At 70.1% G+C, this 25,431-nt stretch carries 28 protein-coding genes; 14 read left to right on the top strand and 14 right to left on the bottom strand.

Features of this window, described 5'->3' with window-relative positions; all coding sequences use genetic code 11:
* Positions 1-149 precede the first annotated feature (149 nt).
* The 5 genes from D8896_RS09395 to D8896_RS09375 all read left to right on the top strand — a co-directional run bounded on the left by D8896_RS09395 (position 150) and on the right by D8896_RS09375 (position 6,285).
* Positions 150-2,018 carry a glycoside hydrolase family 2 protein gene (locus tag D8896_RS09395; protein ID WP_121821835.1) on the top strand — a complete coding sequence of 623 codons (1,869 nt, stop codon included), beginning with the start codon at positions 150-152 and terminating at the stop codon, positions 2,016-2,018.
* Between the two features lie 248 nt (positions 2,019-2,266).
* Positions 2,267-3,148 carry a coiled-coil protein gene (locus D8896_RS09390; protein WP_121821834.1) on the top strand — a complete coding sequence of 294 codons (882 nt, stop codon included), beginning with the start codon at positions 2,267-2,269 and terminating at the stop codon, positions 3,146-3,148.
* A 156-nt stretch (positions 3,149-3,304) separates the two neighbouring features.
* Positions 3,305-4,309: a signal peptide peptidase SppA gene (gene sppA / locus D8896_RS09385; RefSeq protein WP_121822051.1), complete on the top strand. Its 1,005-nt coding sequence runs from the start codon at positions 3,305-3,307 to the stop codon at positions 4,307-4,309.
* 41 nt (positions 4,310-4,350) lie between these two features.
* Entirely contained in the window at positions 4,351-5,502 is a 1,152-nt protein-coding gene (locus D8896_RS09380) for a DUF373 family protein (RefSeq protein WP_205596799.1), read from the top strand.
* Between the two features lie 60 nt (positions 5,503-5,562).
* Positions 5,563-6,285, top strand: a complete 723-nt coding sequence (locus D8896_RS09375) for a diphthine--ammonia ligase (RefSeq protein WP_121821833.1) — start codon at positions 5,563-5,565, stop codon at positions 6,283-6,285.
* A gap of 39 nt (positions 6,286-6,324) precedes the next feature.
* Here D8896_RS09375 and D8896_RS09370 read toward each other — a convergent pair whose 3' ends face one another.
* Positions 6,325-7,293, bottom strand: coding sequence for a sugar phosphate nucleotidyltransferase (locus tag D8896_RS09370; protein ID WP_121821832.1), 969 nt, complete (start codon positions 7,291-7,293; stop codon positions 6,325-6,327).
* Between the two features lie 127 nt (positions 7,294-7,420).
* Here D8896_RS09370 and D8896_RS19350 point away from each other — a divergent pair, with 127 nt between their 5' ends.
* Complete coding sequence (locus D8896_RS19350; RefSeq protein WP_162991520.1) at positions 7,421-7,597, top strand: hypothetical protein; 177 nt, start codon at positions 7,421-7,423, stop codon at positions 7,595-7,597.
* Between the two features lie 65 nt (positions 7,598-7,662).
* Here D8896_RS19350 and D8896_RS09365 read toward each other — a convergent pair whose 3' ends face one another.
* From D8896_RS09365 to D8896_RS09350, 4 genes are all read right to left on the bottom strand, one after another.
* Positions 7,663-8,058, bottom strand: coding sequence for a TRAM domain-containing protein (locus D8896_RS09365; protein ID WP_121822049.1), 396 nt, complete (start codon positions 8,056-8,058; stop codon positions 7,663-7,665).
* A 60-nt stretch (positions 8,059-8,118) separates the two neighbouring features.
* Positions 8,119-8,811 carry a YkgJ family cysteine cluster protein gene (locus D8896_RS09360; protein ID WP_121821831.1) on the bottom strand — a complete coding sequence of 231 codons (693 nt, stop codon included), beginning with the start codon at positions 8,809-8,811 and terminating at the stop codon, positions 8,119-8,121.
* Between the two features lie 67 nt (positions 8,812-8,878).
* Entirely contained in the window at positions 8,879-9,652 is a 774-nt protein-coding gene (locus D8896_RS09355; RefSeq protein WP_121821830.1) for an MBL fold metallo-hydrolase, read from the bottom strand.
* 81 nt (positions 9,653-9,733) lie between these two features.
* Positions 9,734-10,018 carry a winged helix-turn-helix domain-containing protein gene (locus tag D8896_RS09350; RefSeq protein WP_121821829.1) on the bottom strand — a complete coding sequence of 95 codons (285 nt, stop codon included), beginning with the start codon at positions 10,016-10,018 and terminating at the stop codon, positions 9,734-9,736.
* A 137-nt stretch (positions 10,019-10,155) separates the two neighbouring features.
* On the opposite strand from D8896_RS09350, the gene D8896_RS09345 reads away from it, so the two are divergent.
* Complete coding sequence (locus D8896_RS09345; RefSeq protein WP_121821828.1) at positions 10,156-10,563, top strand: PPOX class F420-dependent oxidoreductase; 408 nt, start codon at positions 10,156-10,158, stop codon at positions 10,561-10,563.
* Between the two features lie 20 nt (positions 10,564-10,583).
* Here D8896_RS09345 and D8896_RS19345 read toward each other — a convergent pair whose 3' ends face one another.
* Complete coding sequence (locus tag D8896_RS19345) at positions 10,584-10,721, bottom strand: hypothetical protein (protein ID WP_162991519.1); 138 nt, start codon at positions 10,719-10,721, stop codon at positions 10,584-10,586.
* Positions 10,722-10,825: 104 nt separating this feature from the next.
* Here D8896_RS19345 and D8896_RS09340 point away from each other — a divergent pair, with 104 nt between their 5' ends.
* Together D8896_RS09340 and D8896_RS09335 are read left to right on the top strand one after the other, a co-directional pair.
* Positions 10,826-11,533 (top strand): class I SAM-dependent methyltransferase, encoded by a 708-nt coding sequence (locus D8896_RS09340; RefSeq protein WP_121821827.1) that lies wholly within the window; start codon positions 10,826-10,828, stop codon positions 11,531-11,533.
* Positions 11,534-11,588: 55 nt separating this feature from the next.
* Positions 11,589-12,488, top strand: coding sequence for a glycosyltransferase family 2 protein (locus tag D8896_RS09335; RefSeq protein WP_121821826.1), 900 nt, complete (start codon positions 11,589-11,591; stop codon positions 12,486-12,488).
* Between the two features lie 244 nt (positions 12,489-12,732).
* Here the strand turns inward: D8896_RS09335 and D8896_RS09330 are convergent, their stop codons facing one another.
* Complete coding sequence (locus D8896_RS09330; RefSeq protein WP_121821825.1) at positions 12,733-13,830, bottom strand: aminopeptidase; 1,098 nt, start codon at positions 13,828-13,830, stop codon at positions 12,733-12,735.
* Between the two features lie 137 nt (positions 13,831-13,967).
* Here D8896_RS09330 and D8896_RS09325 point away from each other — a divergent pair, with 137 nt between their 5' ends.
* Both D8896_RS09325 and D8896_RS09320 read left to right on the top strand, forming a co-directional pair.
* Entirely contained in the window at positions 13,968-15,530 is a 1,563-nt protein-coding gene (locus tag D8896_RS09325; protein WP_121821824.1) for a long-chain-fatty-acid--CoA ligase, read from the top strand.
* Positions 15,527-16,318, top strand: coding sequence for an enoyl-CoA hydratase/isomerase family protein (locus D8896_RS09320; protein WP_121821823.1), 792 nt, complete (start codon positions 15,527-15,529; stop codon positions 16,316-16,318). Before D8896_RS09325 ends, D8896_RS09320 begins: the two co-directional genes overlap by 4 nt.
* A gap of 9 nt (positions 16,319-16,327) precedes the next feature.
* On the opposite strand, the gene D8896_RS09315 is transcribed toward D8896_RS09320, so the two are convergent.
* From D8896_RS09315 to D8896_RS19340, 3 genes are all read right to left on the bottom strand, one after another.
* Positions 16,328-16,657 carry a hypothetical protein gene (locus D8896_RS09315; RefSeq protein ID WP_121821822.1) on the bottom strand — a complete coding sequence of 110 codons (330 nt, stop codon included), beginning with the start codon at positions 16,655-16,657 and terminating at the stop codon, positions 16,328-16,330.
* A gap of 281 nt (positions 16,658-16,938) precedes the next feature.
* Complete coding sequence (locus D8896_RS09310; protein WP_121821821.1) at positions 16,939-17,241, bottom strand: hypothetical protein; 303 nt, start codon at positions 17,239-17,241, stop codon at positions 16,939-16,941.
* A gap of 320 nt (positions 17,242-17,561) precedes the next feature.
* Positions 17,562-17,729 (bottom strand): hypothetical protein, encoded by a 168-nt coding sequence (locus D8896_RS19340; protein WP_162991518.1) that lies wholly within the window; start codon positions 17,727-17,729, stop codon positions 17,562-17,564.
* 203 nt (positions 17,730-17,932) lie between these two features.
* Here D8896_RS19340 and D8896_RS09305 point away from each other — a divergent pair, with 203 nt between their 5' ends.
* The gene (locus D8896_RS09305) at positions 17,933-18,709 is read left to right on the top strand and encodes an SDR family NAD(P)-dependent oxidoreductase (RefSeq protein ID WP_121821820.1); all 777 of its coding nucleotides are present in this window, start codon (positions 17,933-17,935) and stop codon (positions 18,707-18,709) included.
* Positions 18,710-18,745: 36 nt separating this feature from the next.
* On the opposite strand, the gene D8896_RS09300 is transcribed toward D8896_RS09305, so the two are convergent.
* Complete coding sequence (locus tag D8896_RS09300; RefSeq protein ID WP_121821819.1) at positions 18,746-18,997, bottom strand: MTH865 family protein; 252 nt, start codon at positions 18,995-18,997, stop codon at positions 18,746-18,748.
* 155 nt (positions 18,998-19,152) lie between these two features.
* Between D8896_RS09300 and D8896_RS09295 the strand changes: the two genes are divergently transcribed.
* Complete coding sequence (locus tag D8896_RS09295) at positions 19,153-20,367, top strand: acyl-CoA dehydrogenase family protein (RefSeq protein ID WP_121821818.1); 1,215 nt, start codon at positions 19,153-19,155, stop codon at positions 20,365-20,367.
* 68 nt (positions 20,368-20,435) lie between these two features.
* The gene (locus D8896_RS09290; RefSeq protein WP_121821817.1) at positions 20,436-21,179 is read left to right on the top strand and encodes an SIR2 family NAD-dependent protein deacylase; all 744 of its coding nucleotides are present in this window, start codon (positions 20,436-20,438) and stop codon (positions 21,177-21,179) included.
* Here the strand turns inward: D8896_RS09290 and D8896_RS09285 are convergent.
* From D8896_RS09285 to D8896_RS09275, 3 genes are all read right to left on the bottom strand, one after another.
* Positions 21,176-24,208: an FAD-binding and (Fe-S)-binding domain-containing protein gene (locus D8896_RS09285; RefSeq protein ID WP_121821816.1), complete on the bottom strand. Its 3,033-nt coding sequence runs from the start codon at positions 24,206-24,208 to the stop codon at positions 21,176-21,178. The two genes, D8896_RS09290 and D8896_RS09285, sit on opposite strands and share 4 nt — an antisense overlap.
* A 141-nt stretch (positions 24,209-24,349) precedes the next feature.
* Positions 24,350-24,619: a hypothetical protein gene (locus D8896_RS09280; RefSeq protein ID WP_121821815.1), complete on the bottom strand. Its 270-nt coding sequence runs from the start codon at positions 24,617-24,619 to the stop codon at positions 24,350-24,352.
* 70 nt (positions 24,620-24,689) lie between these two features.
* Positions 24,690-25,403 (bottom strand): queuosine precursor transporter, encoded by a 714-nt coding sequence (locus D8896_RS09275; RefSeq protein WP_121821814.1) that lies wholly within the window; start codon positions 25,401-25,403, stop codon positions 24,690-24,692.
* Positions 25,404-25,431: the final 28 nt, after the last annotated feature.

The following is a 25,431-nucleotide window of genomic DNA, read 5'->3' as shown; positions in this document are numbered from 1 at the left end:
CGTCCCCGGAGTGAAAGTGAAACTGATAGCTCGGGGCGGTACAGGCGGCAGTTTCCCCATGCCGGATGGGAAACGCCGGCACCGAAACCCGACCGGGCGAGGAGACGACGTAAAACCTATTTCGCAGGGGTGCGGTGGCCCGAGTAGTGATGACGGGGACGTGGACGGCCGCGGCGGTCGACCCGAGCGACGACGGGGAGCCGCCGAGCGCCGGGGAGTGGGAGGACGTATCGGTACCGGGACAGCCCGAGCGGTTCGCCGGCGAGTCGGCGGTCGCCTACCGCCTGTCGTTCGACGACCCGCGGAGCGACGCCGCCCAGCGCACGCTGCTCGACCTCCGGGGGCTGTACGCCCACGCCCGGGTCTGGCTCAACGGCGACCTGCTCGGCGAGCACGACGCCTACTTCGTCCCGTTCCGGCGGGAGTTCGAGCCGCAGGAGCGCAACGAACTCGTCGTGGAGTGCCGCGCGCCCGAGGACGCGTTCGGCGGCGTCGAGCGGACCGACCAGTTGCCGGACGACGCCGGCGTCCCGGGGATCCGGTGGGGTGCACACGTCCGGGTCCGTCAGCCGACGTTTCTCGACGACCTGACCGTCAGCCCGCACGTCGACGGCGACGACGCGACCATCGAGGCGTCCGTCGCGGTCGACGCCGCGGAGGCGGTCGACGACTACGTGACGTTCTCGCTGCGCCCGGAGGGGTTCCGCGGCGGCGGCGCGATGGAGCGCGCACAGGTGACCGCCGACGCCGGCGAGCGGACGAGGGTGCGCCGGGAGATACGGGTCCGAGACCCGTCGTGGTGGTGGCCGGCCGACCACGGGCCACAGCACCGCTACACGGTCCGTGCGAAGCTCGGCGAGGCGAGCGCGAGCGCGACGACCGGGCTTCGGACGGTGTCGTACGGGGACGATGGCCTGTACGTGAACGGGCGGCAGGTGCACGCTCGCGGGCTGAACGTCCTCCCGTCGGACGACCCGACGGGGGACGTGCAGCGGGCGGCCGACGCGAACGCGAACCTCCTTCGAGCCCACGCACACGTCCCGCCCCACGACCTCCACGAGGCGGCCGACGAGGCGGGGCTGCTCGTCTGGCAGGACCTCCCACTGACGGGGAACCGCGAGTTCGACCCCGACCGCGGCCGCGAACTGGCCGCCGCGCTCGCCGACGAGTACGACCACCACCCGAGCGTCTCGCTGTACGGCGTCCACGACGACCCGCGCGCGCCCTTCGCGGACCCGCTCGGCGCGGGTCGGACGAGCCGGTATCGCCTCCGCTGGCGGGCGTGGCGGACCTCGTACGACCGGGGGCCGGCCGAGGAGGTCGCCGAGGCGTTCCCCGAGGGGACGCCGACGGTGCCGGTCGCCGGCCCGCCCGGCACCGACCCGGACGCCGCCCACCTGTATCCGGGCTGGTCGTACGGGACGGCGACCGACATCGGGTGGCTGCTCGACCGGTACCCGGATCTGGAAGGGATCGTCGGCGAGTACGGCGCGGGGGCACTGGCGGCCGCCGGCGACAGCGACGGCGACGTTCCGGGGTTCGACGCGCGGGCCCACGAGGTCGCGGTCGGGACGGACGACGCCGACGAGTCGGGCGCGTCTCAGGCGACGACGCTGAAGACGGTGACCGAGACGCTCCGTCGGCGCGGGACGGACGTGGCCGCGGCCTTCGCGCTGCGGGACGCCGCGCCGGGTGCGGGGATGGGCGTCCTCGCACACGACGGGGCGGCAAAGCCCGCCTACGAGGCGCTCTCGCAGTCGTTCGAGCCGGTACAGGCCGTGATCGACGAGCCACCGGAACCCGGAGCCGTCGGGATCACGGTCGTCAACGACGGCCCTGAGACCGTCGAGCCGACGCTCTCCTGGGCCGCCGGGGACGCCGAGGGGACGGCGGAGCTGTCGGCCGCGCCCGGCGACCGGGTCGACGCCGGTGCGGCCCGGATCCCGCCGGACGCCGAGGAAGTCGAACTGCTGCTCACGCTGTCGGACCGGACCGTGTACAACGAGTACTATTTATAAGTGCTCCCGCAGGGTGTGTGAACCGTTTACACCCTTGCTGGGCCGCTTGCTAACTGTTTTCAGGGGTTCAGTGACCGATACTTTTATGTTCGAACCCGCGCTACTAACTGATACCAGAACGTCACCGGCGTTCCGGCAGCATCGCTCGCTCGACAGAATGACAGGGAATCCTTATCCACGGTCAGTTACACCCGGTCAGCAGCGCCTGTCAGCCGCCGGTGAGGGGAAGGCACAGAGGATTGACTAACATGGTAGACACAAGCAAGAACGTCGAACTCACGGAGGACGACCTCGAAAACGAATCCAAAGGACAGCTCATCAAACGCGCCGGTCAGCTTCGAGACCGACGAAACGAGCTGAACCAGATGGCGTCGGAGCGCGCGTCCAAACGCGACGACCTGAACGCCAAGACCCGCGAGAAGGTCGACGAGGCCCAGGAACACCGCGAGAAGCGCGACGAGCTGAACGAGCTGGTCCAGGAGCACAAGGAGCAGCGCAACGAGCTCAACGCGAAGGCCAACGAGCTCTTCGACAAGGTCGAGGAGATGAAGTCCGACCTCGAGCTCGACGAGGGCAAGGACTTAGAGGAGCTCGAGGAGGAGATCGAGGACCTCGAGTTCAAGCAGCAGACCGAGGTGCTCTCGACCGAGGACGAGCGCGAACTCATCGAGAAGATCGAGGAGAAGCGCGAGGAGTACCAGCAGCGCAAGGAGAAACTCGACCAGAACGAGGACCTGGAGGAGTACGTCGAGAAGGCCGAGTCCGTGCGCTCGGAGGCCTCCAAGCACCACCAGAAGGTGACCGAACTGGCCGACAAGGCCCAGGAGCACCACAACCAGATGATCGAGGCCTACCGCGAGGCCGACGACATCCGCGACGAGGCCGACGAGATGCACGAGAAGTTCGTCGAGGCCCAGGAGGCGGCCGACCGCCACCACGAGGACTTCGTCCGCGTCCAGAAGCGCCTGCGCGAACTGGACAAGCAGGAGGAGGAGGAGCGCAAGTCCGAGCGCGAGCAGAAAGAGCAGGAAGCCAAGGAGGAAGCCGAGGAGATCTACCAGAAGTTCAAGGAAGGCGAGACCCTCGAAACCGAGGACCTGATGAAGCTCCAGAAGACGGGGCTGCTGTAATCGGCTAGGATTTTGCGGTTCTCTCTGCGGGCCACGATCCGGTAGCGGCGGCGCTCGTCCGCGGACACCGACCGACCGCCTCGACGACGTCGAGCGTCCCGCCGGAGGCTCCACCCTTTTCTACTCGCGGCCGCAAGACGACGGCAGGTGAACTCGATGGGAACCCTACAGTCGCTCGGCAAGCTCGGGATCGTCCTCGCCGGCCTGCTCGTCGCCGCCGCGGTCGGCGTCGCGCTGTTCGTGGTCGTGCCGGCCGAAACGTCGGCCGGCGTCGTCGGCGTCCTGCTGGCGGTCGCGACGGCGGCCGCCGGCCTGAAAGTCGCCGGCAGCCTCGCGGGATCGCTGTTCCCCGGCTACAACGTCGCTGAGGTGGAGGTAACGGGGCCGATCACCGCCGACGGCGGCGGGATGCCGCTCCGGCCCGGGGGTGCGTCCGCCGACGACGTCGTCGACCAGATCGAGGCGGCCGACGCGGACGACGGGGCCGAGGCGCTCGTGGTGACGCTGAACACCCCCGGCGGCCAGCCGGTCGCCAGCGACGAGATCCGGCACGCGGCGGCGAAGTTCGACGGGCCGACGGTCGCCCACGCGAAGGACATCTGCGCCAGCGGCGGCTACATGATCGCCTGTGGCTGCGACGAGTTCGTCGCCCACCGCGACAGCCTCGTCGGCAGCATCGGCGTCATCGCCAACCAGCGGAAGTTCGCCGACTTCGCGGACCGCTACGGCATCGACCTGGAGCGCTTTACCGGCGGGAAGTACAAGGACACGACGGACCCGCTGAAGGCGCTCTCGGAGGACGAGCGGGCGTACTTCCAGGGCGTCATCGACAGTAGCTACGAGAGTTTCGTCGACCTGGTCGCCGAGGAGCGCGACATCGACCGGGCGTTCGTCGACGACACGGAGGCCCGCATCTACCACGGCCGGCAGGCCGCCGAGAACGGCCTCGTCGACGCGCTGGGCGACCGCGACGACGTTGAGGAGCGTCTCGCGGAGCGCGCCGGACTGGACGATATCGCGGTCGAGCAGTTCGAGCCGGACCGGGGCATCGGCGAGAAACTGAGCGTCGGTGCACAGGCGGTCGCCCGGGCGTTCGGGCGCGGCGCGGCGAGCGTCGTCGCCGACCGTGACGGCTCCCTCGTGGAGTTTCGGCTGAAGTAACTCGGGGGTTTTTATTCTCCGGCCGCCTTGTCGGAGCCACCGTGACCACGCTCGTGGTGTGTGTCGACCGCACCGACGACATCGGCCGGAAGGCCGGCCTTCGGACCCCGGTGTCGGGGTGGGAGGCGGTCCACTCCCTCGTCACCGACGTGGGGCTGGCCGACCCGGAGGATTCGAGCGTCAACTCGCTGCTGGAGGCGCTGCGGGTCACCCGCGACCTGCGCGACGAGAACCGCGACGCCGTCGTCGCCGTCGTCTCGGGCGGGACCGAGAACGTCGTCGGAGCCGACCGGTCGGTCGCCCACCAGCTCGACGCCCTCATCGACCAGCACGACCCCGACTCGGCGGTCGTCGTCATCGACAGCGCGCAGGACGAGCGGCTGGTCCCCATCGTCGAGAGCCGCCTCCGGGTCGACTCGGTCGACCGCGTAGTCGTCCGGCAGGCACGCGACATCGAGTCGACGTACTACCTGCTGAAGCAGTTCCTCGCGGACGAGGAACTGCGTCAGACCGTCCTCGTTCCGATCGGGCTCGCCCTGCTGGTCGCGCCGGTGCTCTCGATGATCGCGGGGCCGGCGATCGCCGTCTCCGCTATCACGGCCGTCATCGGCGTGTTCCTGCTGTACAAGGGGCTCGGCGTCGACGAGTACCTCACCGACCTCGCCGTCCGCGTCCAGGAGTCGCTGTACTCCGGGCGGGTGTCGATCGTCACGTACGTCGTCGCCGTCGGGCTGTCGCTGATCGGCGTGTTCGTCGGCGCGCTCGGCGTGTCGAACATGGACGGGCAGGCGAGCGTCCTCCTCCAGGCGATGCGCTTTGCCCACGACAGCGTCCCGTGGCTGGCGACGGCGGCGCTGGCCGCGAGTACGGGCCGCCTGCTCGACGTGGCGATACAGGAGGACAGCGTCCGCAGTTCGTACCTGAACATCCCCTTCGGCGTCCTCGCGGTCGGGCTCGTGGTCCGGGGGTTCTCGGCGTACTTCCTCGCCCGCGCCGGCGTGCTCGCGCCGTTCGAGGTGCCGCCGCTCGAACTCGGCGTCGTGTCGGTCGCGCCCTTTACCCTCTCGCCGGGCGAGCATCTGGCCGTGTTCGTCGTCGCGGGCGTGCTCGTCAGCCTGGTCGGCGTCCGGGTCGCTACGTACCTCGGCGGTACGAGCATCGACGAGGACGAGCTCCCCGGCAGCGGTCCGTAGCCGGCCGTCGGGTCGGTGGCGGTCCGTAGCTGGTTTACCCGCCCGGCCCGAGACGACGGTATGCACGACAGCGGAGCCTGGGTGAGCCTCTTCTCCGGCGGCAAGGACTCCTCGTGGGCGCTGTACCGCGCGCTGGAACGCGACCTGCCGGTCGAGCGACTCGTCACCGTCCACCCCGGCGAGGACTCGTACATGTACCACGTTCCCGCGACCGACCTCGCGGCGCTCGCCGCCGAGAGCGTCGGGATCGACCTCGTCGACGTGCGGCCCGGCGACCTGAACGCCGCCGGGGCCGACGACGCCGGCGCGCAGGGCGACGCCGAACTCGAACCGCTGGAGGCGGCGCTGGTGGACCTCGACGCCGAACTGGACGGCGGCGTCACGGGCGTCACCGCCGGGGCCGTCGAGAGCGAGTTCCAGACCAGCCGGATCGAGGCGATGTGCGAGCGCCTCGGCGTCGAACTGTTCGCGCCGCTGTGGCAGCGCGACCCCGGGACGCTGGCCGAGGAAATGATCGACGCCGGCTTCGAGATCCGGATCGTGCAGGTCGCGGCCTACGGGCTCGACGAGTCGTGGCTCGGGCGGACGATAGACCGCGAGACGCTCGCGGACCTGCGCGCCCTGAACGAGGAGTACGGCGTCCACGTCCTCGGCGAGGGCGGCGAGTTCGAGACGCTGGTGACGGACGGTCCCCACATGGACCGGCCGATCGAACTGGAGTACGGGACGGAGTGGGACGGCTCGCGGGGGCGTCTGCGGATCACGGACGCGCGGCTGGGCTGAGACCCGCGGCTCGGCTTCGCGTGAGCGCGGCGAAACGACCTACTCCCCGTTCCGGATCTCGGTGTGCGCGCCGATGAGCGCCCCGGCCAGATCGAGGTTGTGGAGGTCGGTGTCCCGGTCGATGATCGAGTTGCGCACGTCGGTGCCGTGGAGGGTCGCGTCGGGGAAGATGATCGAGGAGTCGACGTGGGAGTCGACCAGTTCTGCCCCGGGCATGACGTGGACGTTCTCGCCGACGGTGGTGTTCTCGATGGTCGCGTCGGCGGCGATCCGGTTGTCGCCGTTCAGGTGCCATGCGACGGCGTCGAGGTAGCTCTCGGGCGTGCCGATGTCGAACCACGCCTCGTCGAACGTGAAGGCGTACACCGACTGACGGTTCTGGAGCCACTGGACGAACCAGCCCGGTTCGTCCGGGTTGTTCCCGTTCTCCAGATACTCCTCCAGCGTGCCGAGGGTGTCCGCCGTGAAGGCGTAACAGGCGATGGAGACGAGCGTGCTGTTCGGGTCGTCGGGCTTCTCCTGGAAGTCGACGATGCGCTCGCCGTCGAGTTCGACCAGCCCGTACGACTTCGCCCGCTCCTTCGATCCGACGTCGTAGGCGGCCAGCGTCGGCTCGCCTTTCGCCTGGAAGAAATCGACGAACTCCGAGACGTCGAAGCTGATCAGGTTGTCGCCGGCGATGACCAGCAGGTCGTCGTCGACGCCCTCGCGGTCGACCAGCTGGGCGAGCGCGCCGACGACGCCGAACTTCTCGTCTTCCTCCTCCGTGTCCTCGATAGACAGCGTCGGCTTCTCGAACCGGCTGTCGGCGAGGTGCTCGCGGAAGTCGTCGGCGAACCGCTCGTTCGTGCTGACGTACACGTCGTCGATCCGGTCGTCGTCCTCCAGTTCGCCGAATATCTGGTCGATAACCGTCGCGTCGCCGATGGGCAGAAACATCTTCGGCCGATTCTTCGTGATCGGCCAGAGGCGAGTGGCGTACCCTCCCGCAAGCACGACTGCGTCCATAGTTCGACGGTCGACGCCAGGGGGTAAGTCCTTTATCCTTCGGCGACAGGGCGCTGACGCCACGCCGCATCGCGATGACCGCAGCACAACCTTCTATTACCCCGGGCCCCGTTGCCGGGATCGGTAGATGAGATCGGAATCGGAGATCCGGGCGCGGATCGAGGCCCTGGAGGAGAAGTACGACGCGAACGACCCGCCGACGACGCCCGTCGAGGACGAGATGGAGGTCGAAATCCTGCGGGCGATCGCCGAACTGGAGTGGGCGCTGGGCGAGCGCGACGAGCCGCCGTACTTCACGAAGTAGGAACCGCTGTGGCGCGGCTGGATGCGGTCGCCCCGGAGTCGCGTGGCGACCGTCGCCGCCGGCCGCTAGAAGCTCTCCTCGATGATCTCGCCGACCGCGAAGTTCGACTTCACTTCGGTCACCTCGATCTTGACACGTTCGCCCACCTCGGCACCGGGGACGATGATCACGTAGCCGCGCTCGACGCGGGCGATCCCGTCGCCCTGCTTGCCGATGTCCTCGATCTCGACGTAGCGCGTCTCGCCGACCTCGACCGGCGGCTGCGGTTCGGGCGGCGCGCCCGTCGATGCGTCCTCGGACTCGTCGGCGTCCTCGCTGGCGATGAGCGCGACGCGGTAGGTGCTGCCCGCCTCGACCGAGCCGGTTTCGACCTCCCGGCGCGGTACCTCCACGACGTACTTGTCGTCCTGAACGGACACGTCGGCACTGAACAGACACAGGAGTTCATCAGATATTTCCAAGGTCAAACCTCCAGCATGAACCTCGGATTCATCCATTAAAGAAGTATCGCCGCCGGCACGTCAGGAGCCGTGCTGCGTGCCGTCCGGGGATTTCGCCCCCTCCGAGTCGTGGACGACGACCTCGCCCGGGTCCGGGTCGGCGGGCTCGTACTCGTCGCGCACGCCGATCGCCTCGGTCAGTTCGCGGACGGCGCGCTCCTTGAGCGCGGCGGCCAGCGCCTCGGCGTCCGCCCGCGAGATGTCCCGGCCCAGCCCCTCGCACTCGTGGGCGCGGACGAGGTCCGCGTCATCGCCGGCATCCCCCTGTCCTTCCAGATCGGCGCTCTCGACGGCCTCGCCCATCGGCTGGCTGGTCCCGGCCAGCGCGACGCTGAACGGGTACGTCCGACAGATCAGCGGCCGGTCCTCGTGGACGGTGCAGGCCCCCTCGCCGTCGTCGTCCTCCGTGTAGAACGTGCAGTCCCCGCAGCCGTCCGTCTGGAGCGCCCACTCGAACGTCTCCCCTTCGGGACCGTCCGCGCCGTCGGTCAGCCCGTACGGCATCGGCCGGGCGACATCGCGCCAGTCCCGGTCCTCGCCCTGCAGGTCGCGCACCTCGTCGGGGAACACGGTGGCGGTGTGTGGGTCCTCGTCGTCGGCCTTGCAGCAGGCCCCGCAGCGCGTGCACTCGAACCCGATCGCCTCGATGGCGTCGGCCAGCGCGGCCACGTCCAGGTCCCGGGCGCGCTCCAGTTCGGCTTCGAGGCTCTCCATGCCTCCGGGTACGTCCGGGGCGGCAAAAGGGGCGCGGTCGCGGGACCGGTCGGGGACGGCCTCACGGTCACCGTGGCGTCGCCCGCTCGCCGTCCCAGTCGACCCGGCCCTCGACGGCCAGTTTCGCCAGATGTGCGCGGACGGTCCCCGCGGCGAGTTCGCGGACGCCGGTCAGGTCCTTCTCGTAGGCCCCGTCGACGACCTCGTCGACGGTGCGCGCGCCGTCGCGGACGGCCCGCAGCACGGACGCCTCGCGGTCCGTGCGGTGGGCGAGGAGCCGTTCCAGCACCTCGCGCGGCGCGTCGATGACGGGGCCGTGCCCCGGGAGCAATCGCGCCGGGTCGCGGGCGTACAGCCGGCGGAGCGCGGTGAGGTAGCCCCGCAGGTCACCCTCCGGCGCGGCCACCGCGACGCTCCCCTCGGCGACGGCGAGGTCGCCCGACAGCACGTCGTCCCCGACGGCGAACGCGACGTGGTCAGGGGCGTGACCGGGCGTGTCGAGCACGGTAACGCCGCCGGCGACGGGGAGGACGGCCCCCTCGCGGAACGTCTCGTCGGGCGCGACGCCGGCCGCGCGTTCGAACCGCGCGGCGCGTCCGGCCCGGCACCAGACGGTCGCGTCGCAGGCGTCGGCGTACGCGGCGACGCCGCCGACGTGGTCGGGGTGGGCGTGCGTGACCGCGACGTGGTCGACGGGACGCTCCGCCACGGCCGCGTCGAGGGCGTCGCTCCGCGCCGCGGGGTCGACCAGCAGGGCCGGATCGTCCCCGACGAGATACGCGTTCGTCGTGCCGCCGGGTGCGCTGGGCACCGCGACGGCGACTCGCTCGATGGCGTTCATGCGTCGCTAGTCGGAGCAGTCGGTGAAGAAAACGTGGGGAAGAGAATCGATAGAACCTGTGCCGAACCGAGACAGATGTGATCAGTTGTTCAGGAAGTACACCTGCTTCCGGGCGTCCTGGAAGGAGTACCGGGAGTTGACGAGTTCGTCTTCCTCCAGCCGGTTCAGGGCGTACCGAACCGTCCGATCGGGCAGCAGCGACTCGTCGGCGAGCTGGCCCTGTGAGAGCGGCGCGTCCGATTCGAGGACTTTGGCTACGAGTTTCGCGCTCGGCGGCAGTTCGCGGAGGCGGTCGCGGAACTCGGTGTCCGACAGCGGCGTCTCCTCGGCATCCCGTGAGCGGTCGTCCGTCGCACTTGTGCTCATGGCTCCCACTCGGCAAACGTTGTAAGTAAAGCTTGGCTATATGGGGGTTCAAACAATGTGGACAATATTAGGTGTATCATTATCATATAAGGTAACGTCTCGACACCGTTTTTTCGCTTCCACGCCACTCGACAGGCGTGGCCGAAATACCTGCCTCGCACCGCGACCTGTTCGAGACGGAGACGTTCGCACACTTCGTGACACACGACGCGGACGGCCGACCCCACACGACACCGGTGTGGGTCGACTACGACCCCGAGGCGAACGAACTGCTCGTCAACACCGCGCGCGGCCGGCGCAAGGAGCGCAACGTCCGGGAGAACCCCACGGTCGCGCTGTCGATGCTCGACCCCGAGGATCCCTACCGGTATCTCTCCGTGACCGGCACCGTCGAGACGGTCACCACGGACGGGGCCGTCGAGCACATCGACGAACTCGCCGGCCGGTACATGGGGCTCGACGAGTACCCCAACCACGGCGAGGAGTCGGGCGAGCGCGTGATCATCCGTATCCGTCCGGAGGAAGTGCTCACCGGCGGCGAGTAACCAACCGGAACCGGAGGCCCTCAGCGGCGGCTTGGGTCCCGGTACTCGCCCATCGGCTGCTCGCAATCGGGACAGTGGACCCGGAGCAGGTCGCCGCGCCAGTGGCGGACGAGTTCGGCGGCCTCGTGGGTCGCGCCGCAGCGCTTGCAGATCGGCACGCTACCGGTACAGTACCGCGGGCAAAGTACGTTCGGCGCGGCGGAGCGGTCGGCGAACCGACTCCAGTACCGTTTTATTCCAGGGGCGAGGAAATCACCACAGCGTGAAGGGACAGGAGTGGTATCAGGAGTCCGACGTTGCCGAGGAGTACGACGAGAAGCGGTTCTCGCGGGGGGGACGGCTCATCGACCGCCGCGAGAAGGAGGCGGTCCTCGACGCCGTCGGTCCTGTCGACGACAAGCGCGTTCTGGAGATCGCCTGCGGCACGGGTCGGTTCACCGTCATGCTCGCCGAACGGGGGGCCGACGTGGTCGGACTCGACATCTCCGGCCCCATGCTCCAGCAGGGCCGGGAGAAGGCCCGCTCGGCGGGCGTCGACGACACCCTGGAGTTCATGCGCGGCGACGCCGCGCGCCTGCCCTTCCCCGACGACCATTTCGACACCGTCTTCGCGATGCGGTTTTTCCACCTCGCGGACACGCCGGCCGCGTTCCTGAGCGAGATGCGCCGCGTCTCGAAGGACCAGGTGGTGTTCGACACGTTCAACCGCTTCAGCACCCGGAGCATCTACAACTGGCTCCTTCCGATGGGCTCGCGGCTCTACTCCCGCTCGGAGGTCGAGTCGCTGCTGGCGAAGGCCGACCTCCGGCTCGTCGGCGACGAACACGACTTCGTCCTGCCGTACGGCTTCTACCGGAAGATCCCCAACAGCCTCGCCAGCACGTTCCGCCGGATCGACACCGGGCTCGGCCGCTCACCGGTCGGCGACAGCCTCGCCTCGGTCTCGTACTGGAACGCCTCGGTCGAGTGATGGGTTCGGCGGTCATCCACGGGTCTTTTAACCGTCCTTCGACCTATAGCACGGTATGGAGCTCTCGGTAGTCGTTCCGACGCTCAACGGCCGGGAGCAACTGGAGCGGTCCCTCGACGCGCTCGCCGACCACGTTCCCGACGCCGAGGTGGTCGTGGTCAACGGCCCCTCGGCCGACGGCACCACGGGGATGGTCCGGGAGCGCGAGGACGTGGACCTCCTGCTCGAAATATCGGACCGCAACGTCAACGTCGCCCGGAACGCCGGCATCGGCGCGTCGACGGGCGACGCCGTCGCAGTGGTCGACTACCGGCTCGCGGTCGAGCCGTCGTGGTACGACGCCGCCGCGGACGCGCTGGCGGACGGCGTCGACGCCGTGACGGGACCCACCCACCGCACGCTCCGGGCCGGAATGACCACCGAGGACGAGGAAACGCGCACGTACGCCGGGCGCTCGGTCACCTTCTTCAACGGGAACAACGTCGTCTTCGCCCGCGACGCCATCGAGGCGATCGACGGCTTCGACGAGTATCTCGAACGGGGCGGCGCGCGCGACGCCTCCCATCGCTTCGCCCGCGCGGACCGGTCGGTCGCCTGGGCACCCGAGATGAGCGTTCGCGGCGAGTACGGAGCCGACGGCGGCCGCACGGAGCACGACTGGGGCTGGCGGCACCGCTCGCTGGCCTACCAGCTCTGCAAGAACTACGGCGTCCACCCGAGCGTCCCGCGCCGGATGCTCGGGCTCGCCGTCTCGGACGCCGTCGCCGTCGCCAAGGACGTGGTGCGGGGCGACGTGGAGCCGTCCGCGTGGCTCGGCAACGGGCGCAGCGTCGTCCGGGGCATCGTCGGCGGGAGCAAGGACGGCCTCGCCGCCCGGAAGGCCGACGACGACGGCAACCCTCACGGCCTCGACAACCGCCACGACCGCGTGGTCGAGCGGTACGACTGGCGGTAAGACGACCTTTTTTGACGCTCGGGTCGCCTGCGGCGACCACTCGCGCAAAAAATGTCGATCAAAAAGGCCGGACGCGGCCGCCGGCCGCGTCCGGGGAAACGCCGCCTCCGGCGGCGTATGCTCGTCTGCTTCGCCTCCACAACCAACGACCGCCGCCAGCCTGCCCTCCCCCGGGTTGGACGGCTCGGCCCGCGTCGGGACCTCGCCGTCCGCCCGGCCGTAGAGGTCTGTTCGGGAGCGTTCGCTACGCCTCGAACCCGTCTTCCCACCGGAACGTCCCGTTCCGCTGGATCACTTCGCCGTCGACCTCCAGCCGCGCGTCCTCGCTCGTGTCGGTGATCATGTCGACGTGGACGGCGCTCTCGTTGCCGGAGTCCCCCTCGGGGAGGTTGCTGTCGTAGGCGCGGCCCAGCGCGAGGTGGACCGTCTCGCCCATCTTCTCGTCGAACAGGATGTTGTCCGTGACGCGGTCGATGCCGCGGTTCATCCCGATGCCGAGTTCGCCGAGGCGACGTGACCCCTCGTCCGTCTCGACGATGTCGCCGACCACGTGTTCGCCCTGTGCGGCGGCGTAGTCGACGACTTCTCCGTCCTCGAACGTCAGGCGCACGTCGCGGACCGCGGTGCCCCGCAGCGTCATCGGCACGTCGAACAGCACCTCCCCCTCCGTCGCGTACGGCGCGGTGAACACCTCGCCGCTCGGGAGGTTGTGCGAGTCGTAGGCGACCGAGGCGGCGCTGTTGACGGCCGTGCGCCCCTCGATGGACATCGTGAGATCGGTCCCCTCCTTCACGAGTCGGACCTCGCTGCCGTCGTCGAGGATCTCCTTCATCCGGGCCATCTCGTCGGCCAGCGACTCCCAGTCGCGCAGGACGGCGTCGTACACGAAGTCCTGATACGCCTCGTAGGACATCCCGGCCTGCTGGGCCAGCGAGCGCGTAGGGTGGAGCGTCGACACCCAGTCGGTGTCCAGGCGAGTTTCCCGGATCCCCGTCCGCGCTTCCCGGAACGCCCCGCGACGGTCGCTCGGCACGTCGGCCATCGCGGACCGGTTCCGACCGCCGCCCAGCGAGAGGGCGGCGTCGGCCTCCTCGAACAGCGCCAGCTGGTGGGCCGGGTCCTCGTCGAACTCGCCGTCGTGGGCGCGGAGGTACGCCCGCCGGACCTCACCGGAGGCGTACGTCGCCAGCAGGTTCGCGCCGCGCTCCCCGAGCTTTTCGGCGACGGCCACGGCCAGTTCGTGGGCCTCCGGGCCGACGCTGACGACCACGTCGTCGCCGTCCTCGATCCGCGCGCTCCAGTCGACGAGCACCTCGGCGTGCTCGTACACTCTGTCGTCCATAGCGGTTGCTCGACCAGCGGGGTAAAAGAACCGACGGGTTCCGACCGACGGGGGCCGGATGCTCGCGGTGCGCCGCGCTGGAAACAGGAAACGGGCGGAACGTTTTATACACATCACGCGCATGTTCACGATGGACTATGACAAACCTTGTCAGGAACGTCGGCGAGGTGGCCGCCGAGCGTCCCGAATCGACCGCGGTACACTTCGACGGAACGGACATCAGCTACGGCGGGCTCTGGCACCGGACGGGACAGTTCGCGGCGGCGCTCGCCGAGCACGGCGTCGAGCCGGGCGACCGCGTCGGCGTGTATCTGCCGAACCTGCCCCAGTTCGTCACCGCGTTCCACGGCACGCTCCGGGCCGGTGGCGTCGTCGTCCCGATGAACCCGCAGTACAAGTCCCGGGAGATCACCCATCTGCTGGACGACAGCGGGGCCGAGGTGGTCGTCGCGCTGGCCGACCTCGCGCCGTTCGTCGAGGAGGTCCGGGACGACACCGCCGTCGAGCATCTCGTCACCGTCGGCGGCGAGGCCGAGACGGGGACGCCGTTCGAGGAGTTCCTCGCCGAGGAGCCGGCCGACGTGGTCGAGCGCGGCGACGACGACCTGGCGGTCCAGCCGTACACGAGCGGCACGACGGGCCAGCCGAAAGGCGTCCAGCTCACCCACCGCAACCTCGACTCGAACGCGAACATGGCGGCCGACCTGGTGCCGGGCGGCATCAAGCCCGACGACAAGCAGCTCGGCGTCCTCCCGCTGTTCCACATCTACGGCATGACCGTCGTGATGAACGCGACGCTGTTCCGGGGCGGCGCGTACTACCCCCTGCCGGAGTGGGACGCCCAGCAGGCGGTCGGCCTGATCCAGCAGGCGGGGCTGACGATGATGCACGGCGTGCCGGCGATGTACAACGACGTGATCAACCAGCCCAACGCCGAGGAGTTCGACCTCTCCAACCTGCGGCTCTGTGGCGTCGGCGGGGCCGGCATCCCCGTCGAGGTGCTGCGCCGGTTCGAGGAGCTGTACGACGCGACGATCTACGAGGGGTACGGGCTCACGGAGACCAGTCCGGTCACCCACTTCAACAGCCCCGAGGCGGGCCGCCGCGTCGGCAGCATCGGGAAGACGCTCGAAGGGGTCGACGCCCGGGTCGTCACCGAGGAGTTCGAGGCGGTCCCGCCGGTCGAGGAGGGGCCGGTCGACGAGGACGAGGTCGACCTGGACGAGATCACCGGCGAACTCGTCGTCAGCGGCCCGAACGTGATGAAGGGGTACGCCGGCCTGCCGGCGGCAAACGAGGAGGCGTTCACCGAGCGCGACGGCCAGCGCTGGTTCCACACCGGCGACGTGGGGTACCACGACGAGGACGGCTTCTACTACGTCGTCGACCGCGAGAAGCACGTCATCGTCTCGGGCGGCTACAACGTCTACCCCCGCGAGGTCGAGGAACTGCTGTTCGAACACGAGGCGATCGCGGAGGCCGCGGTCGTCGGCATTCCCGACGAACGGCGCGGCGAGACCGTGAAGGCGTTCGTCGTGACGGTTCCGGACGCCGACGTGACTGCCGACGAGATCCGCCAGTACTGCCTCGACAACCTCGCGGAGTACAAGCATCCCCGCGAGGTCGAGTTCGTCGACGAACTCCCGCGGACGACGACCGGGAAGGTCCAGAAGTTCGAACTGGTGGGTGACGAGGAGTGAACGGCGCGGTCGAACTCGACTACGACGACGGCGTCGCCACGGTCACGGTCGACCAGCCGGGCACCAGCAACGCGCTCACCGAGGACGTTGCCCGCGGCCTGATCGACGCGGTCGACGACGTGGAGGCGAGCGACGCCCGCTGTCTCGTCGTCGAGGGAGCCGGCGAGACGTTCTCGGCGGGCGGCGACGTGAACATGATGATCGAGGGGCTGGCCGGCGACGTGACGACCGCCGAGAAGGTCCGGATCGTGATCGAGCTGACGGGCCGAGCGGTCGCCCGCGTCGCGGAGTGTCCGCTGCCGACGGTGGCGAAGGTCGACGGCGCGGCGTTCGGCGCGGGCGCAAACCTCGCCATCGCCTGCGACCTGCAGGTCGCCAGCGAGTCCTCGACGGTCAGCTTCGGCTTCCGAAACGTCGGGCTCGCTGTCGACTCGGGCACCTCCTACCTCCTCCCGCGGCTGGTCGGCGAGAACGTCGCCAAGGAACTGGTGTTCACCGGCGAGCGCCTCGACGCGGCCGAGGCCGAGGACCTGGGGATCCTCAACCACGTCTACCCCGACGACGAGTTCGACGAGCGTGCGGACGAACTCGTCGACCGGATCGCCTCGGGACCGACCGTCGCCCTGCGGGCGTCGAAGCGCCTGCTGAACCGCGGTTCCGAGCGGTCGCTCCGCGAAGCGGTCGAGTGCGAGGCCGACGCGCAGGGCGCGGTGTTCGAATCGGTCGACCACCGCGAGGGCGCGGAGGCGTTCATGGAGGGACGAGCGCCCGAGTTCGAAGGACGATAGCGCGCCCCGTTAGCCCGCGAGGGCACGCTCGGCGACCGCCTCGACCGCCCGAACCGCGAGCAGCGGCAGGGCGACGATGACGGCGGCCGCGGCCAGCGCGACGGCTGCCGCGCCGGCGGCGGGACCGCCGACCGCGGCGACCAGCGCCATCGCGGCGGCAACCGCGGCCGAAGCCGCGGCGAACAGCGCGACGACGAGCGCCGCGGCCAGCACCGCGTCGGGGACGGGCGGGGGTCGTCGGGCGTTGCGGTCGACTGCGTGGAACGCGTCCGCGACGGCGGCGGACGCGCGGTGTGCGAGCGATGCGTCGTGTCGGTCCGCGTCGTGTTGTCGGAACATCGGTGTGTGGTGTGTGCTGATAGCTGGCGAGCGATGCGTCTGCGCGGGGTCGGCGCGGCGGTTACCGGCCGACCGCGGGCGTGTCGGAGAGCCGACGGCCGTCAGTCGAGCCGTCGCGCGGTTGGGGCCGGCCGGGGCGTCCCGAAGTGGGGCGGCCGCCCGCCGGCTGGCTGTGCGTCGGAGTCGTGCCCCGGATCCGTCACGGGGCGGGGGATATCGTGCATAGGCTCCCGGCAGGAGTCGAACCTGCCCCCTCGCGGTACCCCTGGGAGCGGGGTCGGTTACGCCGCGTCGCGAACCTCGACGCCCGTCACGTCGGAGACGCCGAAGCCGTCGGCGAGCGTCTCGCGGGCCGCGTCGGCGTCGGCCGGCCGCTCGTCGAACGTCACGCGGACGGCGACGCCGACCTGGAGGTCGTTCAGCGTCGGCGTGACGCCGGTGAGCCGTTCCACGTCGGCGGCGGCGACGCCGTCGACGCGTTCCAGCACGGTCTCGGCGTCGCGCTCCAGCGCCTCGCCGTCGCGGGGCACCCGCAGTTCGAGCTGGGCGGTCACGGTCGCCGCGGGCAGCTGTCTGGCCTGCATACTCCCCCGGCGCGAGTCGAACGCGCGGGTCCCGTTCGGGACGTCCGGGGCCGCGGCGGCGTGCCGCGGCGGGGGTGGGTTGGTCGGGAGCGATACCTCTCCAGCGCCGTGGTGCTCGGCGACGGGCGGGGTCCGGGGACCGGACGGCCGTCGGCGGGAGCGTCAGCGGGGCGCGGGGCGGTCGTCGCCACCGTCACACGCCCGGGGCTCGCCGGTTGGAAGGGGTCGGAGAACCGCGCTCGGCCCGACCCCCGGCGAGGGACGGACCCGTCCCCGGAACGGTTGTGTTCCGGAGAAACGGGCCGACCCTCGGCGGCGTCCTACGCGGCGAGGGGTTCGGTCCGAGCGCGTGGGCGAGTCATGCCGCACCCATCGGCGAACGCCACGCCGCCACCGGCGGCGGCCGTCGAGGACGCGGCCTCGACGTAGCCGGACGCCCCGCTCGTCGCGCGAGCGGTCGTCCAGCGTGGCGTTGCGATGGTCGTCATGATCTCACCCGGAGACGGTGTACTCCATCCCAGAACGGTTGGGAAAATAAAACTACTCCCGGTGTGTCTGTGGTTCACACGCACGATTCATACACATCGATCATGAACGAAGTGCGTCGGATAACTCCCACCGAAACGTCGGGAAACTTTCCGAACGTTCATTTTCCCAAACGGTTAAGCGAGCGCGCCCGCACCGTGTGTGCATGGATCTCGGACTGGACGGACGAACGGCACTGGTGACCGGCGGTGCCGGCCGGATCGGAAGCGTCGACTGCGAAGTGCTCGCCCGCGAGGGCGCGGAAGTCGCCGTCGTCGACGTGGACGGCGACTCGGCGGAGGTCGTCGCCGAGGGGATCCGCGACGACGGCGGCGACGCGTTCGCCGTCGAGGCCGACCTGACGGACCGCGACGAGGTGACTGCCGCGGTCGAGACGGTCCGCGACCGCACCGGCGGCGTCGACGTGCTGGTGAACAACGCGGGCATCGTCGACACCGTCGCCCGCGTCGGCGACTTCGACGACGAGGCGTGGGACCGCGACCTCGAAGTGAACCTCACCAGCGCGTACAACGTGACGACGGAGGTGTTCCCCGAGATGTGCGACCGCGGCTGGGGCCGGGTGATCAACATGGCGAGCATCGCCGGCACCGGCGGCAACTTCGCCCAGCTGTCGTACGCGACGACGAAGGCCGGGATGACCGGTTTCGGCAAGACGCTGGCGCTCGAGGGGGCGAAACACGGCGTCACGTCGAACGTGCTCGCGCCGAGCATCGTCGTCGGCGCGCTGGCCGACCTCTCGCCGGAGGAACTGGAGGCGTTCGAGCCGCAGTACGAGCGCGTCCGGCAGGCGACGCCGATGCAGGAACTTGGCCGCGAGGAGGACGTGGCGAACCTCGTCGCCTATCTCGCCAGCGACCTGGCGGGCTACGTGACGGGGCAGGTGATCGGCGTCACCGGCGGTGCCGACCTGTTCGCCTACTGAGAATCGGGTCGCCGGGACCGTCCGGGTCCGGCGGCGCTACAGGTAGTCCTGGTCCTTGAGCTGCTCGATGACGTCGTCGACGAACGCCTCCGGCGAGTCGTAGGGGAAGTCGCCGCCGGGGAGTTTCGTGTTCAGCTCCATCGCCGTCATCGAGAAGTCGCCGGACTCGAACTTCGTCCCGGGGCCGTCGGGGAGCGCGGGGACGAGGTCCATCGGGCTGGAGATGGGGTAGTCAGCGCCTTCGAACGCGTCGATCATCTGCTGGCGGAGTTCGGATTCGTCTGCCATGGCAACCCCTTCTGGCTCATAAATATTAAATTTTGGTGTAGTTTTTCCGAGGGGTGCCGCCTGACCCGGCGGGAACGCTCGCGTTCGGGGCCGCCGACGGAGGAAACGGACAATTCGGGGGAAGTTTTTACACCGCGACGGCCGTGGGTGACGGTATGGACTACCACGACCCCGAGGTCGGCCGCGAGGTCGCCGAGCGGACGCGCGAGTTCGTCGACGAGACGGTGATCCCGGTCGAGCGGGAACTGCTCGGCGACGGGCCGGTATCGGCGGAGACGGTCGCCGAACTCCGGGCGGAAGCCCGGGAACGGGACGTGTACGCGCCCCAGATCCCCGAGGAGTACGGCGGTCTCGGGCTCGACTTCCGCGAGGCGCTGCCCGTGTTCGAGGCGGCCGGCCGGAGCCTGCTCGGCCCGGCCGCCATCCGGGCCGCTGCACCCGACGAGGGGAACATGCACACGCTGGAGATGGTCGGCACCGAGGCGCAGAAGGAGCGCTGGCTCCAGCCGCTCGCGGCCGGCGAGGCGCGGTCGGCGTTCTCGATGACCGAACCGCTCCAGGGCGGCGGCTCGGACCCGAAGATGATCCGGACGACCGCCGAGCAGGACGGCGACGAGTGGGTCATAAACGGCCACAAGTGGTGGACCACGCAGGGCAGCGAGGCCGACGTGCTCATCGTGATGGCCCTGACCGACCCGGACGCCCACCCGTATCAGGGCTGTTCGATGTTTCTCGTGCCGGCGGACGCGGACGGCGTGGAGATCGTCCGGGACATCCCCCACGTCGGCGGCGCGGTGACGGGGATGAGCCACGCCGAGATCCGCTACCGGAACGTCCGGGTGCCCGAGGAGAACATGCTCGGCGCGAAACACACCGGCTTCGCGATCGCCCAGCAGCGCCTCGGCCCGGCCCGGCTCACCCACTGCATGCGCTACAGCGGGATGGCCCAGCGCGCTCTGGAGATAGCGAAGGCGTACACCTCGGAACGGCAGGCCTTCGGCGAGCCGCTCGCGGAGAAGGAGTCGCTGCGCCACCGCGTCGCCGACGCCCAGACGCAACTGCACGCGGCCCGGACGATGGTCCGCCACGCCGCCCGCACCATCGCCGAGGGCGGGGAGGGCCGGGTCCCCGTGGCGATGTCGAAGGTGTTCACCGCCAACGCCGTCCAGCACGCCGTCGACGAGGCGATCCAGCTCTGTGGCGGCAACGGCATCGGGAAGGACCTCCCGCTGGCCGACTTCTACGAGAACGTCCGTGCGTTCCGGATCATCGACGGGGCCGACGAGGTCCACCGCCGGGTGATCGCCCGCGACGCCTACGACGACGTGAACGAGGACGCCATCGAGGGGATCACGCGGTACGAGGGTTGAGGCAGTCTTTCGCTGCCCACCTCGCCGGCCCCGCCGCGCTTTTCGCCCCGGGAGCCGTAGCCACGGCCATGGACGACGCGGACGTGGCCGCCGTCGCCGACGCGCTGGCCGCCGCCGACCACGCCGTCGCGCTCACCGGCGCGGGCGTCAGTACCGCCTCGGGGGTCCCCGACTTCCGAAGCGACGACGGGCTCTGGCAGCGCTACGACGAGCGCGACTTCCACGTCCAGCGCTTCCTCGCCGAGCCCGAAGCGTTCTGGCGGGACTGGGTCGACCTGCACGCCGAGATCGCCGGAGACGCCGCGCCCAATGCGGCCCACGAGGCGCTCGCCGACCTGGAGGCGGCGGGCCGCGTGGACGCCGTCGTCACGCAGAACGTCGACGGCCTGCACGCCGCGGCCGGGAGCGAGCGCGTCGTCCGGCTCCACGGACGGGGCGACCGCGCGACCTGTCGGCGGTGCGGCGATTCGGTGACTGCGGAGGCGGCCGTCGAGCGGGTCCGGGACGGCGAGGCCCCGCCGCATTGTGACTGCGGGGGCCTCCTGAAGCCCGACACGGTGCTGTTCGGCGAACGGCTCCCGGAGGCGGCGCTGGCGGCCGCGGAGACCCACGCCGGCCGCTGTGACGCGATGCTCGTCGCGGGCACCTCGCTGACGGTCGAACCGGCCGCGAGCCTCCCGCGCCGGGCGGCCGAGCGGGGCGCGACGGTCGCCGTCGTCAACGCCGACCCGACGCCGCTCGCGGACCGCGCCGACCACGCGTTCCGGGGCGACGTGACGGACGTGCTGCCGGCGGTCGCCGACGCGGTCTAACCGTCCAGCGCCGCAGCGAGCTTCTCGACGGGGTGGGCAGGCGGCTCCGCGCCGTCGCGGTCGCCGAGCTGAGTCCGGCAGGACGCGCCGGGCGCGACGACCTCGTCGCCGTCGCTCCCGTCGACCTGGTCGAACAGGATCGAGCCGATCGCCTGACTCATCGAGTAGTGTTCGGCCTCGTAGCCGAACGTGCCGGCCATCCCGCAGCAGGTGGAGTCGAGCGGGTCCACGTCGTAGCCGGCGCGACGGAGCACGCCGACGGCGTGGTGGTCCTTCTTCGTCGCCTTCTGGTGGCAGTGGCCGTGGTAGGTGAGCGCGCCCGCGCCGTCGGCGTCGAGCGCGCCGTCCAGCCCGAACGCGTCGAGGTACTCGCAGACCCCGTAGGCGTTCGCGGCGACCCTGTTCGCGTCCCGCCCGGACAGCAGGTCCAGGTAGTCGGACTGGAGCATCACGGCGTCGGACGGCTCGACGACGACCACGTCCCGGCCCTCGTCGACCGCCGGCGCGAGTTCGGCGACTACGCCCTCTGCGGTGTCCCGGGCGGCGTCGAGGAAGCCCTTCGAGTGGGCGGGGCGGCCGCTGTCGGTCGCGTCGGCGAGTTCGACGCGGACGCCGGCGGCCTCCAGCACGCGGACGGCCGCTTTCCCGCGCTCGGGGTGGGTGTAGTTCGTGTACGTGTCCGGCAGGAGGACCGCCGTGCGCTCGGCCTCGGCCGGCGAGATGGCGGGCCCGCCGCGGGCCTCGAACCAGTCCCGGAGCGTCTCCCGCTCGAACGACGGGAGCGAGCGCTCGCGGGCGATCCCGAACGCCTTCTCCATGACGAGGCGCGCGCCGGGGAGCTTCGGCAGCCAGTTCGAGACCGGCGCGGTCGCGCTGCCGAGCGCGGCGAGGGAATCGAAGTTCGCGAACGCGCGGTCCCGCAGGCTCGCGCCCTCCCGCTGGTGGCGTTCGTGGGTCACCTCGGCTTTCAGCTTCGCCATGTCGACCTCGCTCGGACAGTCCTTCGCGCAGCCCTTGCAGCCGATACAGAGGTCGAGCACCTCGTCGGCGAACTCGCCCGAGAGCTGCTCCTCCTCGGGCAGGTCGCCGCTCATCGCCTGCCGGAGCGCGTTCGCCCGGCCGCGGGTGCTCAGGATCTCCTCGTCCTCGGCGCGGTAGGTGGGGCACATCACGCCGCCGGTGGTGTCCTGCTCGCCGCGACAGCCGCCACAGCCGTGGCAGAGTTCGGCCATCCCCTGGAACCCGTTGTCGTTCGCCCAGTTCAGTTCGGGGTCGAAGCCGGCGTCGAACTCGTACTCGTCCCCGTACCGGAGGTGGTCGGTCATGTCGTGGTCGCCGCAGACGTTGCCCGGGTTGAGGATCCAGTCCGGGTCGAACGCCGACTTGAGGTCGCGGAACGTCGCCCACAGGTCGTCGCCGTACAGCTTCCGGTTCCACTGGGTCCGGGCGCGGCCGTCGCCGTGCTCGCCGGAGACGCTGCCGCCGTACTCGACGACGAGGTCGGTCACGTCGTCGGCGATCGATTCCATCGTCTCCGCCCCGAGGTCGGACTTCGTGTTGACCAGCGGCCGGATGTGGAGCACGCCCGGGCCGGCGTGGGCGTAGAAGCTGGCGAACGTGTCGTGGTCCTCTAGTATCTTCTGGAACTCCGTGACGTACTCCGGGAGGTGCTCCGGCGGGATGGCGCAGTCCTCGATGAACGAGATGTGCTTCTCGTCGGTCGTCCGCGACAGCAGGATCGGGAGCCCGGACTTGCGGAGCTTCCAGAACCGCGCGCGGTCGTCGGCGTCGTGGGCTTCCAGCGCCGCGACGGCGTGGGTCTCCGCGTCGGTTTCGGAGGCGGTTCCGGTGCCGCCGTCGGCGCTCGCGGCGTCGCTTCCCGGGACGCGGTCGGCGAGCAGTCCCGCGACTTTCTCGCGTCCTTCGGCCGCGTCGTCGGCATAGAACTCCACGAGCAGGACCGAGTCGGTCCCTTCGGGGAGCATCGCCACCACGTCCTCGAACTCGGCGGTGTCCCGCGCGAGGTCGATGAGCACGTCGTCGACGAGTTCGACCGCCGCGGGGTCGTGTTCGAGGATCGGCTCGACGTCTTCCATCGCCTCGACGACGCTGCCGTACGACAGCAGCGCGAGCGCCTTCGTCTCCGGGATCGGCTCCAGCGACACCTCGACCTCCGTGACGACGGCGAGCGTCCCCTCGCTCCCGGCGAGCAGCTTCGCGAGGTTGACCGTCCCGTCGTCGGCCCCCTCCACGAGCTTGTCGAGGTTGTACCCCGAGACGTTGCGCTTCAGCTCGGGGTAACGGGCATCGATCTCCGCCCGCTCCTCGTCGAGTATCCGGTCGACCTCGGCGTAGATCCGCGATTCGATGGCCCCGTCGCCGGCGCGCTCGCGGATCTCATCGCGGGACACCTCGCCGAACGTCGTCACGGTGCCGTCAGCGAGGACGACCTCGCACTCCTCGACGTAGGCGTCGGTCTTGCCGTACTGCAGGGAGTGTGCGCCGGTCGAGTTGTTGCCGACCGCGCCGCCGATCGCGCTCTTGTCGCCCCACGCGGGGTCGGGGGCGAACTTCAGGCCGTGGGGTTCGAGGTCGGCGTTCAGGTCCGCGAGGACGGTGCCCGGCTGGACCCGCGCACGGCGCGCGTCGGGGTCCACGTCGAGGACGCTGTCCATGTGCCTGGTGAAATCGAGCACGACGGCCTCGTTGACGGTCTGCCCGGCGAGGCTCGTCCCGCCGCCCCGGGGGAGGACGGGGATCTCGCGGTCGGCGCAGTAGTCGACGACCGCGGCCGCGTCGTCGGTGTCGGTCGGGAACACGACGCCGATGGGCGTGCGCTCGTACGCGCTGGCGTCCGTGGCGTACAGCTGACGGCTGTACTCGTCGAAGCGCACCTCGCCGTCGACGAGCGTCTCCAGGTCGTCGACGAGCGCCGGTCGGTCCACGTCGCCGCCGGCGTAGTCGTACCGGGCACGGTCGTCCGCGCTGGGGTCGACGCGGGTGCCCGGCCCACCGCGGCTCGCGGTCATCGGCCGTCTCCCTCAGTTATCGTTTCCCGGGTGTTCGATAAGTGCATATTTGGGCCTTTCGCGCGCCCCCACGTCAGCGTTCGGGTCACGGTTCCCCTTACCGGCCGACGGATAATGGCTCCCGGGGATCGACCGGCCGGCTCAGGACCGGATCGTCTCGACGACTTCCCTGGCCTGCTCGCGGGCCTTCTCCTCGCCGACGCTCTTTTTGATCAGGACGCTCTGGACCGCCCAGTCGTCGCTCCCGGACTCCTTGCCGGTTCGGACCTCGCTCCCTTCCGATACCGAGTCGCTCGCTTCGTCCGCCCAGTCGGGGGTGCGGATCTCGTCGAACTCGTCGGGGTCGCGAAACCGGACGTGGTAGTAGTCGTCCCCCTCCTCGACGGTCTGGACTGACGGCTCGTTGGCCATGTCGGAGCGTGCCACGAGCGGCGTGAAAAACGTCGCTGTCAGCAGCCCAACTGGTCGCCGGCGCGAGCAGTCAGGCCGGGACGGCGCGGTCGCCCTCGCGGTCGCGGACCGCGGCGACGACGGCGTACACGACCGGCGTGTCGAGGACGGCGATGCCGAGTTTCAGCAGGTACTGGCCGACCATCAGCGACAGGATCACCGGCGGTTCCAGCGCGGTGCCGACACCGAGCAGTTCCGGCGCGAGGAAGAACGCCACCGAGACGAAGATGACCGTGTCAATGGCCTGACTGCTGGCGGTCGAGGCGACGTTGCGGAGCCACAGCGCGTCGCCGTCGGTGTACTCCCGCAGGCGGTGGAAGACGAGCACGTCCCAGTTCTGCGAGACGATGTAGGCGAGCAGGCTCCCGAGGACGACGTTCGTGCTCGCGCCCAGCGCCGTCTCGAACGTCCCCGCGTCGATGCCGGCGGGGGAGGCCGGCGCGAGGATCGTCGACCAGACGAGCGCCAGCACGACGAAGTTCATCGCGAACGCGACGTTGACGACCACCTGCGCGGCCCGGCGGCCGTACAGTTCGGCGTAGCAGTCGCTCGCCAGGAAGGTGACGGCGTAGGCGAGCGCCGCACCGGGCAGGATCAGGGTCTCGCCGGCGACCGGCACCGAAAAGGGGATGTCGAAGGCGAGTATCTTCGTCGCGGTCAGCTGTGCGGTCACCAGCGCCGTGACGAACAGGGCGATGAGGGAGACCTGTCCGATCGAGGGCGCTCCGGGATTCGCGTCGCTCATACCACCGGCGAGGCGTGTCGCCGCCTTT

The organism is Halostella salina, from assembly GCF_003675855.1.
In the GTDB taxonomy this organism is placed as follows: Archaea; Halobacteriota; Halobacteria; order Halobacteriales; family Natronoarchaeaceae; genus Halostella; species Halostella salina.
This window is presented reverse-complemented; position numbering and strand designations above follow the sequence as displayed.

What these genes read in the sequence shown, in the direction of transcription:
- D8896_RS09395 (WP_121821835.1), top strand. Translation starts at nt 150, where the DNA reads ATGACGGGGACGTGGACGGCCGCGGCGGTCGACCCGAGCGACGACGGG.
- D8896_RS09390 (WP_121821834.1), top strand. Translation starts at nt 2,267, where the DNA reads ATGGTAGACACAAGCAAGAACGTCGAACTCACGGAGGACGACCTCGAA.
- sppA (WP_121822051.1), top strand. Translation starts at nt 3,305, where the DNA reads ATGGGAACCCTACAGTCGCTCGGCAAGCTCGGGATCGTCCTCGCCGGC.
- D8896_RS09375 (WP_121821833.1), top strand. Translation starts at nt 5,563, where the DNA reads ATGCACGACAGCGGAGCCTGGGTGAGCCTCTTCTCCGGCGGCAAGGAC.
- D8896_RS09370 (WP_121821832.1), bottom strand. Translation starts at nt 7,293, where the DNA reads ATGGACGCAGTCGTGCTTGCGGGAGGGTACGCCACTCGCCTCTGGCCG.
- D8896_RS19350 (WP_162991520.1), top strand. Translation starts at nt 7,421, where the DNA reads ATGAGATCGGAATCGGAGATCCGGGCGCGGATCGAGGCCCTGGAGGAG.
- D8896_RS09360 (WP_121821831.1), bottom strand. Translation starts at nt 8,811, where the DNA reads ATGGAGAGCCTCGAAGCCGAACTGGAGCGCGCCCGGGACCTGGACGTG.
- D8896_RS09355 (WP_121821830.1), bottom strand. Translation starts at nt 9,652, where the DNA reads ATGAACGCCATCGAGCGAGTCGCCGTCGCGGTGCCCAGCGCACCCGGC.
- D8896_RS09350 (WP_121821829.1), bottom strand. Translation starts at nt 10,018, where the DNA reads ATGAGCACAAGTGCGACGGACGACCGCTCACGGGATGCCGAGGAGACG.
- D8896_RS09335 (WP_121821826.1), top strand. Translation starts at nt 11,589, where the DNA reads ATGGAGCTCTCGGTAGTCGTTCCGACGCTCAACGGCCGGGAGCAACTG.
- D8896_RS09330 (WP_121821825.1), bottom strand. Translation starts at nt 13,830, where the DNA reads ATGGACGACAGAGTGTACGAGCACGCCGAGGTGCTCGTCGACTGGAGC.
- D8896_RS09325 (WP_121821824.1), top strand. Translation starts at nt 13,968, where the DNA reads ATGACAAACCTTGTCAGGAACGTCGGCGAGGTGGCCGCCGAGCGTCCC.
- D8896_RS09315 (WP_121821822.1), bottom strand. Translation starts at nt 16,657, where the DNA reads ATGTTCCGACAACACGACGCGGACCGACACGACGCATCGCTCGCACAC.
- D8896_RS09310 (WP_121821821.1), bottom strand. Translation starts at nt 17,241, where the DNA reads ATGCAGGCCAGACAGCTGCCCGCGGCGACCGTGACCGCCCAGCTCGAA.
- D8896_RS19340 (WP_162991518.1), bottom strand. Translation starts at nt 17,729, where the DNA reads ATGACGACCATCGCAACGCCACGCTGGACGACCGCTCGCGCGACGAGC.
- D8896_RS09305 (WP_121821820.1), top strand. Translation starts at nt 17,933, where the DNA reads ATGGATCTCGGACTGGACGGACGAACGGCACTGGTGACCGGCGGTGCC.
- D8896_RS09300 (WP_121821819.1), bottom strand. Translation starts at nt 18,997, where the DNA reads ATGGCAGACGAATCCGAACTCCGCCAGCAGATGATCGACGCGTTCGAA.
- D8896_RS09295 (WP_121821818.1), top strand. Translation starts at nt 19,153, where the DNA reads ATGGACTACCACGACCCCGAGGTCGGCCGCGAGGTCGCCGAGCGGACG.
- D8896_RS09290 (WP_121821817.1), top strand. Translation starts at nt 20,436, where the DNA reads ATGGACGACGCGGACGTGGCCGCCGTCGCCGACGCGCTGGCCGCCGCC.
- D8896_RS09285 (WP_121821816.1), bottom strand. Translation starts at nt 24,208, where the DNA reads ATGACCGCGAGCCGCGGTGGGCCGGGCACCCGCGTCGACCCCAGCGCG.
- D8896_RS09280 (WP_121821815.1), bottom strand. Translation starts at nt 24,619, where the DNA reads ATGGCCAACGAGCCGTCAGTCCAGACCGTCGAGGAGGGGGACGACTAC.
- D8896_RS09275 (WP_121821814.1), bottom strand. Translation starts at nt 25,403, where the DNA reads ATGAGCGACGCGAATCCCGGAGCGCCCTCGATCGGACAGGTCTCCCTC.